Annotated in this window: 8 protein-coding genes and 1 pseudogene; 4 read left to right on the forward strand and 5 right to left on the reverse strand. The window is 42.6% G+C overall.

The features are described from left to right. Window positions 1-190: 190 nt before the first annotated feature. Both MSG35_RS06065 and MSG35_RS06070 read left to right on the forward strand, forming a co-directional pair. Window positions 191-670: a GNAT family N-acetyltransferase gene (locus MSG35_RS06065; RefSeq protein ID WP_248383363.1), complete on the forward strand. Its 480-nt coding sequence runs from the start codon at window positions 191-193 to the stop codon at window positions 668-670. A gap of 85 nt (window positions 671-755) precedes the next feature. Continuing rightward, a complete protein-coding gene (locus MSG35_RS06070) occupies window positions 756-2168 on the forward strand; it encodes a phosphatase PAP2 family protein (RefSeq protein WP_248383365.1) in 1413 nt (470 codons plus the stop codon). A gap of 100 nt (window positions 2169-2268) precedes the next feature. Here MSG35_RS06070 and MSG35_RS06075 read toward each other — a convergent pair whose 3' ends face one another. Next, window positions 2269-3078, reverse strand: a complete 810-nt coding sequence (locus MSG35_RS06075; RefSeq protein WP_048615105.1) for a Cof-type HAD-IIB family hydrolase — start codon at window positions 3076-3078, stop codon at window positions 2269-2271. A gap of 184 nt (window positions 3079-3262) precedes the next feature. On the opposite strand from MSG35_RS06075, the gene queE reads away from it, so the two are divergent. Together queE and queC are read left to right on the forward strand one after the other, a co-directional pair. Continuing rightward, window positions 3263-3931, forward strand: a complete 669-nt coding sequence (gene queE, locus MSG35_RS06080; RefSeq protein ID WP_348983477.1) for a 7-carboxy-7-deazaguanine synthase QueE — start codon at window positions 3263-3265, stop codon at window positions 3929-3931. A gap of 58 nt (window positions 3932-3989) precedes the next feature. Further along, on the forward strand, window positions 3990-4685 hold the full coding sequence (gene queC / locus MSG35_RS06085; RefSeq protein WP_017063822.1) for a 7-cyano-7-deazaguanine synthase QueC: 696 nt from the start codon (window positions 3990-3992) through the stop codon (window positions 4683-4685). Here queC and MSG35_RS06090 read toward each other — a convergent pair. From MSG35_RS06090 to MSG35_RS06105, 4 genes and pseudogenes are all read right to left on the reverse strand, one after another. Next, window positions 4645-6685: pseudogene (locus MSG35_RS06090) on the reverse strand (tetratricopeptide repeat-containing diguanylate cyclase). The gene queC and the pseudogene MSG35_RS06090 overlap by 41 nt on opposite strands. A 162-nt stretch (window positions 6686-6847) precedes the next feature. Then, a complete protein-coding gene (locus tag MSG35_RS06095; RefSeq protein ID WP_017062305.1) occupies window positions 6848-7198 on the reverse strand; it encodes a DUF2750 domain-containing protein in 351 nt (116 codons plus the stop codon). A 135-nt stretch (window positions 7199-7333) separates the two neighbouring features. Further along, entirely contained in the window at window positions 7334-7951 is a 618-nt protein-coding gene (locus MSG35_RS06100) for an OmpA family protein (RefSeq protein ID WP_248383368.1), read from the reverse strand. Beyond that, entirely contained in the window at window positions 7951-9258 is a 1308-nt protein-coding gene (locus MSG35_RS06105; RefSeq protein ID WP_248383371.1) for a TolC family outer membrane protein, read from the reverse strand. Before MSG35_RS06105 ends, MSG35_RS06100 begins: the two co-directional genes overlap by 1 nt. Window positions 9259-9634 lie beyond the last annotated feature (376 nt).

The raw sequence follows: 9634 nt of genomic DNA on the forward strand, positions 1-9634 counted from the left end.
ACTAAAGCTAGAGCCTAGATATTCGTTTAATTGAAAATCATTCAAACAGAATGGCCACGTAATGTGGCCGTTTTTGTATCTAAAATACGCACTTCAAACAATGAATTAATTCAATAACTTGTATAGATACTCACGCCAAGTAAACTAGACTCAGTTTAGATATTAATTTGGTTTGAGAAGCGCAATAGTCATGAATGTCATCTTAAGGGCTGCAAAGCACACGGATTTGGAACAACTTAACGAGTTAATGTTCGATCTCCACCATCACCACCACCTTGCTAGCCCAGAGCACTTTAAAACGGCAGAAGAGATTGAGCAGGAAAAAAGCATTGTACGATACTTGGATGACCCTGAATGTTTGGTTTATGTGGCATTAAAAGGTGAGCTCATTGTTGGCTTTATCTCGGGGCATTTTTGTGAGCTTATCTCAACGGTAAGTAAACCAGTGTCGATGGGGAGTGTCGATGAGCTGTTTGTCTTGCCTGATTATCGAAAAGAATCAATTGCAGAAAAGTTGTTTAGCAAAGTTGAAAGTACTTTTGATGATTATGGGGTTGAACAGGTCTTTGTAGAAGTTTGGGACTTTAATTCACCTGCCAAGGACTTCTATCAAAAAATGGGGTTCACACCTCACATTCAATGGATGAGGAAGGCTTTGCACAAAACGTAGACAGCGATTTTGTGTGGCTTTGATTACAATAGTTCAACTGCAACAGCAGTCTTAAATTTCTTCTATTATTTTTTAGGTAAACTCGTTGGTTATTCGATATCTATTAGTTTTCATACTGTCTCTTTTGAGTATTACTTCCGCTTGGGCAAACAACACTTTGCTCGATCATATCGCGGGCGCCTTGTGTGTAGTACGGGCTGATAACCAAATCGTGTTGGTTGATGAGTTGATCACAGGTCAATTGTCTCTACCGGGAGGCACTGTTGTTTCAGGTGAGCCGCCAGCCGTCGCGGCGCAACGTGAAACGTGGGAAGAGGCGGGTTTGTCAGTAACGGTCGGTGATGTACTGGGTTATACCGACAGTGCCGTCGTGTTTGATTGTATTTCTGACTCGGAAGTGATCAGCTACAAAGCTCGAAATGAGTTAGGAGGCTTTGAGCTGCCTATTTGGTTTGCGCCTCATTATGGCGTGGAAGTCAGTCGAGCGATGTTACTTCCTCCTACTGAGTTGCAAGATCACCAATACCGCTATCCAGAACAGTGGTCTGAGATTAACGAGCTGTTTTTATCCGCGACAGATCAACCGGTAACGTATGTAACTGAGCTGGTGGGCGCGGCACCCAAAGTCCATCAAGTTGAATTAAATTGGATTGTGTCACTTCAAAACACGTTCGATAAGATGCCAAGCGTGTTTGCGAATACTGTGCTTTTGACTGACTTGTTGGCGAAGCCATGGGTTTTCATTGTGATATTGCCGCTAATTGCTTGGTACTTTGGCCGTAACTTCGCGTTGAAGTTTGGCTTCACTTTGATCTCGGTGACACTACTTACTTTGATCGCGCACCAAGGTTTTGGTTTTCCACGTCCACACGCTTACTTGCCAACATTGAAGCTGGTGATGAGCAGTGGGTATAGTTTTCCAAGTCTGTTGGCTGCCTTGTGGGTTAGTTTAACCTTGTTAGTCTTTTGGAAACTAAAACGCCTCTTGGAGCAAAAAACTACTCTGATAGTGCTCGCTGGCCTGTTGTGGATCATGCTATTTAAGTCTTATTCAGGCAGTGCGTTCTTTAGTGATGTATTAATGGGTGGCGTATTAGGCGCGTTAACGACGTGGCATATCGTGAGATTAGACGCGAAACCGGATGTTGATATTAGCGCTTTGTTGAGCTCTAAAGGTGTTTGGTGGGCATTGTGCTTACTGTCGATTGTTCTCACGGTGATATGGCCACTGCCAACATTCTCATTCTGGGTGGCGATTTTGATGACGATTGCATGCCTAGTGACGTTAACAGACTCGAAACCTTTGGTTGGTCAGTTCTCATTCAAGATCGTTCTTGGAGTGATGGCGATGTTGTTAGCGGGAAATCTGCTGATTAGCTGGGCTGGAAGCTTTGTCTCTTTCAGTGGTATTGCTTCATTTATTATTGAAACGTTACGTTTCCCAATATTGATTCTGTTTGGTGTGGTGGCATTTCGTCTGCCATGGAAAAGAGAGTAATCGACTCGACTAACACAAAATCAAAAAGGCTGTGCAGTGCACAGCCTTTGTCATTTCTGAAACAAGCAAAAAGTAATTCTTATTAGAACCTGTTAAGCGTTTATGAGTTGAAGATAAACTTCTCAATCGCGACCGCTACACCATGGTCGTCGTTGCTCGCTGTGATGTGATCCGCCAGTTTCTTGGTTTCTTCCATTGCGTTTTCCATTGCAATGCCAAGGCCTGCGTATTCAAGCATATGGTGATCGTTTTCAGCGTCACCCATACAGATGACTTCTTCCGCTTTAATGCCTAAGTGTTTCGCTATCGCTTCAATACCGACACCCTTGTTTGATTTTGGGTTTAGGAACTCTAAGAAGAATGGCGCACTTTGTACGATAGTAAACTGAGTCTTAAGCTCTTGTGGCAACTTACCGATGATTTCAGTCAGCTTGCTTGGTTCAGCGACAATCATAGTTTTGATGATTTCGTGGTCATCTTCTAGTTGAGAAAAGTCGAACTCGGTTATATCTAAGCCATTAATACGCGCTTCAATACCAGTGTACTCATTGTTCTCAGGTGTGATTAAGCCGTGGATCTTGCTGAAAGCATGGACATAACCACCAAGTTGTTCAGCGAGGGCTGCAATCTCTTTTGCAGCTTTACCGTTGCTGATCTCACTGTGAATGATCTCTTTTGTCGATACGTTCTGAACCATAGAGCCGTTATAGAAGAGTACAAAGTCATCTTCGCCGTCAATCGAAAGCTCATCTAATTTGCTTTGCATGCCTTCTAAAGGGCGACCAGAAGCGAGAACCACTTTCACACCTGCAGCTCGTGCTTTGGCGATTGCGTCTTTGTTCTCTTGAGAAATCACTTTTTCACTGTTGAGTAGTGTGCCATCCATATCAAGAGCAATCAGTTTGTACATGTTGTTCCTTACTAAAAAATTAAAAGCTAACGAAATCTATGGGCGAAAGGATAAGGGAACTTGAAAGTTCAGGCTAGGGCTTTGATCAACTCATTTATCAGTACTCATTTGTTTGACCAAAAGGGGGAAGTGCTTTAAGGTCTGCGGTTGATTAATTTCATCAAATGATTGAGCTGAGGGAAAGTTGTACAAGATTAATGAAATGTTTGAAACCATTCAGGGTGAGGGCGTGTTTACTGGCGTTCCCGCTGTTTTTGTTCGTCTGCAAATTTGCCCAGTTGGCTGTTCTTGGTGCGATACCAAACAGACCTGGGAAGCGTTGCCAGAAGATGAAACCAGCCTTGGCGATATTATGGTTAAGACAGAAGATTCACCAACTTGGTCAGCAATCGATGCTCAAGGAATCGTGAATGAATATATCAAGCAAGGTTACACTGCTAAGCACATTGTGATTACTGGTGGTGAGCCATGCATTTATGATCTTGTTCCTCTTACTGAAGCATTTGAGCAGCACGGTTGTTGCTGTCAGATTGAGACTAGCGGAACATCAGAAGTTAAAGCCACATCTAATACTTGGGTTACGGTGTCACCGAAGGTGGCGATGAAAGCGAAACTGGAAATTTTAGATAGCGCTTTACAACGTGCTAACGAAATTAAGCATCCAGTAGGCACAAGCAAAGACATCGAACAACTTGACGGTTTATTGGAGCGAGCTGCGGTTGCTAGCGACACTGTTATCGCTCTGCAACCAATCAGCCAAAAAGACCGAGCTACTCAGCTTTGTATTGATACCTGCATTGAGCGCAATTGGCGCTTATCAATACAAACTCACAAATATTTGAGTATCGCATAGGTTGTATTTTTACTGGGCAAGATAAGTCGCTAGTAGAAGGTTCTCGTAAGGATTTAAGATGAAAAAAGCAGTTGTAGTATTCAGTGGTGGTCAAGACTCAACAACGTGTCTTGTTCAGGCATTAAAAGAGTATGATGAAGTTCATGCAATTACGTTTGATTATGGTCAGCGCCATAGACTCGAGATTGAAGTTGCTGAGTCATTGTCGAAAGAGCTTGGCGTGAAAGCGCATAAAGTGATGGACGTGACTCTGTTGAATGAACTGGCTATCAGCTCTCTGACTCGTGACGATATTCCTGTGTCTCATGAGCTGCAAGAGAATGGGCTGCCGAATTCATTCGTTCCTGGTCGTAATATTCTATTCCTAACTCTAGCGGGTATTTATGCTTACCAAATCGGTGCTGAAACCGTGATTACAGGTGTGTGTGAAACAGACTTTTCTGGCTACCCTGATTGCCGTAATGACTTTGTGAAGGCGATGAACTCTGCACTTGTACAAGGTATGGATAAGCAGCTTGATATCAAAACACCGCTAATGTGGTTAAACAAGGCTGAGACATGGGCGCTAGCAGACCAGTACTCAGCACTTGAGCTTGTTAGAAACAAAACACTGACTTGTTACAACGGCATTGTTGGTGATGGTTGTGGCGATTGTCCAGCATGTGAACTGCGTAAAGTTGGTCTTAACGATTACCTCGGTGATCGCGAAAGCATTATGGCTGAGTTGGTTCGCAAACAGGCTGAGAATAAATAATCTCAGGTAAATCAATCGGTTCGTCTTATGTCTACCAAAAAAGCATCAATAATACAGTTTCGACCGTTGCTTTTGGCTTGATAGAGCGCTTGGTCAAGCACTGAATACAAGTCATCAAAGTCACTTAATGCGTTTGAGGTTGCTAGATAAGCAAAACTCGCGGTCACATTAAGTGACTTTTTGCTTTCTGATAAGAAGACAGTGCTTGAAATTGCGTAGTGCAACTCTTCAACGCGTTCTCGTACCTCTGCTGGTTGGGTATCGGTTAACATGATGACAAATTCTTCGCCCCCTAAGCGACCAAACAATTCACCATTCACTAAGTGTTTTCTAACTTGATCACTAATGTGGACCAGTGCTCGATCACCAGTAGGGTGCCCATGCTCATCATTAATCTTCTTAAACTTATCGAGATCGAGCAGCACGAGCACATGCCGTTTGTCCGTCCCTTTACAGCGTTTCACTCTTTTGATTCTTCGAATTATCTCAGTTCGGCTATATGCTTTCGTTAAGCCATCAATTGCGGCTTTTGCGCGAACCGTTTTGTTTACCAATACCGTAAAGCTTGCAGCGCAAAGCAACAGAATAACAACGATGTTGTACATCCATCTTTGATGTTCCATTTTTTCAATTTGAACGCGGTCGAGTTTCGTTTGATGTGTCAGGAAAGAGCTTTCCAGTTCCTGCTCATATTTGGCGTGCGTCAGGCCGAGCGCTTCGAGTGCGAGTCGATTATCGATGTCTCTAGCTTCCATTTGTATTGACGAGTATCGCTGGTAGAAATAGAAAGCTTGTTGGTAATCGCCGAGTGATTGATGAATATCAGAAAGCTGCAGAAGTGACTGCGCGATGTATTTATGCCTTGTGACTTGTTCTGCTATTTCTAGCGCTTGTTGAGCATAGTTGAGCGCTTCCGTTGGCAATTTCTGTTCTTCGAACATGTCGCTGATCGCCAAGTAAGCATTGATGCGAATGACATCATTACTCAGTTCGCTCGAAGCTGAAAGAGACTCGATTAGGAAGGCTCTCGCCACATCATAGTTTTTCGTTTGAGTGTACGCCTTTCCTAAGCCAAGACTTGTGAGTGCGATACCGTAACTATGCGACGATGAGCTCAACAGTGTTCTTGCTGTCTGAAAGTGATGAATTGCCAGGTCACTTTGCTCTTGGTTGAGGTAGAGATCCGCAAGGCTGTGATGCACTTGTGCTTTCAGTAAATCTGAAGCGTTTGTTCTGAGAATGAGAGCTTCCTTTAGATACTCCACCGATTTTTCATATTGCTTTAATTCTTTGAGCAAGTTACCCACATCGTTGTAAACCCCTGAAATATCATGTCCTTGTGGAAACACGTTTATTAGTGATAGGTAGGTGTCTAGTGCAGCTTGATAGTCACTGCGGAAATGATGATTGTTCGCGATGACTCGATAAGTCCCGAATTTTGGTAATACAGGGTCAGCGATGTCATGTAAATCTGACTCAAGGGCAGAGCAGTAATAGTTCGCTTGATGGTATTTAGCTTGCTCGTTAAGCGATCGGCATAGCTGGTATTTTAGTAAGGCTTTACCAGTTAAATCACTGCGAGATTGCATTTTCGCCAAAAGTGTTAGAAAGCCTTGTTGTGCTTGTTCATATTGGCCTTTGCCGTCTTTCCTCAGAGCAGAAATAAACGCTGTTTCTATCGCTTGGTAGTCGCTGTCGTTTGAAGCGATTCCGTAGAACGGCTGATCTCGGTGGCTCATGTATTGATACAGAAGAGACGCAAGGTAAAGCTTATCTCCGTAATCCGTTGACCCGATGTAGCGTGTTTGCAGCATGTTTAATGCTCGCTCAGGAGAGTGGTTTAAAGTAGATAGATAAAGTGTGTTCCAATCAGCATTTGGAGTAGAGCTTAAATTGGAGGTATAGACTGGTGAATAGTGGTCACGATCTGACGTTGATACTTGGCTATAAGAACAAAAGCTAATGAGTAGTAGAAAGGTAACAAAAACGAAGTGATTCACAAGAGACGATCAATCAGATAAAGAACGATATTCTATTATTAGTTTGATGTTGCTTCAAATTTTGAAAGGTACAGCTACGAGGTTATGCGAGGTAGATCTCTAATTTATTGATACTAATCAGAGGTATATCGGTCGCACGATTCGCGCGACCGATATCGGAAATTAGATGTATAATTTCGCTAGGTCAGAAGGCTCAAGCTCTTTGCCTTCTAATGTTGCATTCCAGTTAGTACCAACAAGAACGCCGTCTTCAGCAAGAGTCAGTAACCAATCTTCTACAAAGATATCTAGTGGAATTTCTAATACTTCGAAGTCAGCCCACTCTTCAACGTTGTGAGTTTGAGCATCTTCTTTTGAAGACCAGAATGGCATCACTTCGCTGTTTTCGAATTCACTTGAGTCACATGCTAGCCAACCTTCTTCGTTGCGAAGGCCCCATACCAGTTTAGTTTCTTGTGTTTCAGAAACGAAAAGTTCTAGATTTGCTTGAGTATCAGCTGTTAGTTTGCTCATGGATTAATTCTCTATGTTGATAACGTGGCAAGATTAACATTATAGACGGCTTAGGTATATGCTATTCAAGGAATTATCACCATACTGAAACGTTAACTTAAGATAACGTTTCAGTATGGTAAAAGCAGGGTACGCTTACTTTTTAATTTTGGTGAAGATGTGCCATTCTTCTTTGATATTACCCTTAAATCCAACAACGGAAGCAACAACTTTTCGATGCAGTGCGTGATTGATTTGGGTGTCATCGCTGCTGAATTCAGAATCACCATGACCGACAATGTTGACTCTAGATGACTGAATACCGTTGCTTATTAGCGCACGTCTTACATGCGATGCTCGTTCTTTCGAAAGCTTTAGGTTGTGTGCCGCATTACCTACCTTACTGGCATAACCTTGCAATTCAATGCTTGTGCTCTCATAGCGCTTCAAAAACGCAGCCATTTGGCGTATCTGCCCTAGAAAGACAGGGTTTATTTCCGTGGAATTATTAGCGAAGAGTATATGCAGCTCTTTCTTTTCCGATGACTCGAAATATGATCCACAACCGTCGTTATCGATCTCGGCATCAATTTGTGTATCGGGACATAAATCTCGCGCGTTGATTACACCGTCATTGTCATCATCTTGAAGATCGTAAATCTGAGTAACAGGCGGAAGAGCGCGATATTCAAATTCATCTTCGTTGTTTTCAGCTAAAGCATTGGCAGATACAACCATGAAGCAAAGCGATAATACTGTGTTGGTAAGCTTCATTAATATTCCACCTTTTCATTCCATTCTTCTGGGATCTCAACTCGTAAACCGATGAGTAGGTTACCAGTTGCGTTCATTACGCGATATTTTGCGTATTGCTCGTCATACTTAGCATCTAAATAGCCTTTACGAGCTTCGAATAATTCATTCTCGGTGTTAAGCAAGTCGAGAAGGGTACGTTTACCGATGCGGTATTGTTTCTCATATGAGATAACCGTGTCTGATGCCGAGTCTACGTGGTCAGATAGGAACTCTTTTTGCTGAACCGTTAAATCAAGTGCGCTCCATGAAAGACGCAGACTCTCTTCTACATTGCGGTAAGTACTTTCGCGAAGGTCTTTGGCTTTGTTGAGTTGGTAGGCTGCACTTTCTGCGCGGTCTTGATCCGAACCACCATTGTAAAGGTTGTATCTTAAACGAACCATGGCAGAAAACTCATCGCTGCTACCTTCTGTGCCACCGGCGTCATCACGCCAAGTTTGAGCTGCTTCAAAAGAAACAGTCGGGTAGTTGGTACTCTTAGATTGTTTGTATTGGAACTTCGCTGAGTCAACATCGGCTTGTGCAATCTTGATTACTGGATGCTGGTTAAACGCTTTTGCCAACGCACCATCAACGGTGTAAGGAATTGCTCCCGCATCTGCGCGAGGGAAAGTTAACCCTAAAGGAGATTGACCAACAATTCTTTTAAACTGTGTATGTGTATCAAAAAGGTTGTTTTGAGCAGCAAGCAAATTCCCGTGCGCTTTTGCAATACGAGCCTCAACTTGTGACATATCTGCGGTTGAACCAATACCTGATTCCACGCGCTTACGAATATCGTTATATATCTCTTTGTGCGTCGCCAAGTTACTTTCCGAAAGAGAAAGCACTTCATAGGCTTTCACTGCGTCAAGATAAACCTTTGTTACTTCTAAAGCGATGTCTTGCGCGTTAGATAGTAGTTGATAGCGCACAGACTCTGCATCAGCGGCAGTACGGTCGATATCATTGGATGTATTAGCACCATCCCATATCAACTGGGTCAAGGTGATCGTTGCTTCTTTTCTAGTCAGGTCGGTAGTGTCTTGGTTGGTTGCAAGATCAGTATGTTCATAACCAATCCCACCATCTAAGTCTATACTTGGTCGATAAGCACCACCAGAAGCGTCGTTAAGATAACGCTTACTGATATATTCGTTATAAGCACTTTTGATTTCAGGGTTGCTTTCTAAAGTAAACGCAACGGCTTGCTCTAAGGTTTGTGCTGTTGTCGGCAAACTTAGCGCTATAGCTAACCCTAATGTTGTCGTTTGAATGTAATTCAATTTCCATCTCTCCAAATTGGACTGCATCTAAACCTACGCTTTTTAATGTGCTAGATACGAAATTTAGATGAACCGCCAAAAAAATAACGTTCGCTCGAGAAGCTACCGTAAATGGTTGTAAAGTTGTTAACAGTTTGCTGTGCGCTTTATGATGATTTTAAGAACGTCAATTTTACGTTTTTAGCTCTGTTATTTTTCGCAAACACAATAACTTATATTGATAGTGTGAGCACTTTCATTATTGTGTGATGTGATCAGCGTCATTACCTTGGCAGTGAGTATGTTAAATGCGAGATTCATAACTAGGAATTATGTGACGTTAAATGTTATATTTTGGCTAATATTATAAATAAGATGTCACAAAATTGACGTGGCA

The sequence above is a fragment of the Vibrio sp. 1CM23M genome (assembly GCF_023161755.1).
GTDB lineage: Bacteria > Pseudomonadota > Gammaproteobacteria > Enterobacterales > Vibrionaceae > Vibrio > Vibrio coralliirubri.

Bases quoted from the DNA above. Each gene is read 5' to 3' on its own strand.
- MSG35_RS06100 (WP_248383368.1), bottom strand. From the start codon at position 7,951: ATGAAGCTTACCAACACAGTATTATCGCTTTGCTTCATGGTTGTATCT.
- MSG35_RS06075 (WP_048615105.1), bottom strand. From the start codon at position 3,078: ATGTACAAACTGATTGCTCTTGATATGGATGGCACACTACTCAACAGT.
- queC (WP_017063822.1), top strand. From the start codon at position 3,990: ATGAAAAAAGCAGTTGTAGTATTCAGTGGTGGTCAAGACTCAACAACG.
- MSG35_RS06095 (WP_017062305.1), bottom strand. From the start codon at position 7,198: ATGAGCAAACTAACAGCTGATACTCAAGCAAATCTAGAACTTTTCGTT.
- MSG35_RS06065 (WP_248383363.1), top strand. From the start codon at position 191: ATGAATGTCATCTTAAGGGCTGCAAAGCACACGGATTTGGAACAACTT.